The sequence below is a fragment of the Thermoanaerobaculum aquaticum genome (assembly GCF_000687145.1).
In the GTDB taxonomy this organism is placed as follows: Bacteria; Acidobacteriota; Thermoanaerobaculia; order Thermoanaerobaculales; family Thermoanaerobaculaceae; genus Thermoanaerobaculum; species Thermoanaerobaculum aquaticum.
The window spans coordinates 1-728 of the sequence record NZ_JMFG01000046.1; the positions used below are offsets into that span (position 1 = coordinate 1).

A 728-nucleotide genomic window follows, 5' to 3' on the forward strand; every position below is an offset into this window, starting at 1 on the left:
TGCGGTGAGCACGCTCACCGTTGGCACGTGCAATTTCAAGGTTTAGGCCTTACGCTAAGACCATGAAGCGCTTGATCGCCCTCGGGATGCTGCTACCCGCGCTCCTGCAGGCCGCCACCGTGGTGCCGCCGGAAAACCTCGGAAGCTTAGCCCGAGGGGCGGAAGCGGTTGTTTTGGCCCGCTGCGAAAGCTTCCAAACCCTTCCGCGGGGGCCTTTGCTTTTTACCCAAACGACCTTTACCAGCTTGGAGGTGGTCAAGGGGCAGATTTCGGTGGGCTCCCATTTCACGGTGGAAACCCCAGGCGGTGAGCGTGATGGACAGGGATGGGCCGTGGCGGGATCGCCCCGCTTTGAGGAAGGCGAGGTGTACCTGTTGTTTTTGAACCCCTCACCCCGCGGGGCGTGGCAGCCGCCGGCTTTAGCCTATGGCCTTCTAAAACGAGTGCTGGGGCGGGACGGCTCCCACCTTTTGGCGCCTTTGCCTGAAGTGAGCGGTTTGGAAGCCTTTCCCAGGCCCGACGGGGTCCTTCCGGAAATCCCCGAAACCTACCGGGAGATTGCGCTATTACCTCACTTGCGAGAAGTCGCGACAGGCCAGCGAGCCTGGGATGCGAACCGCGTGCGGGCGTACGAACACCAGCTGCCGACCAAGGTGAACGCCGCGGCGTTGCCAAGCCAGTGCACCAACATTCGCTCCTCTGCCCCATACGTTCGTTGGCCGTACAAC

At 62.1% G+C, this 728-nt stretch carries 1 protein-coding gene; it reads left to right on the top strand.

Features of this window, described 5'->3' with window-relative positions:
* Nucleotides 1-62: 62 nt before the first annotated feature.
* Nucleotides 63-728 (top strand): hypothetical protein (locus EG19_RS13800; RefSeq protein WP_038050574.1); only part of this gene is annotated, 666 nt, incomplete at its 3' end.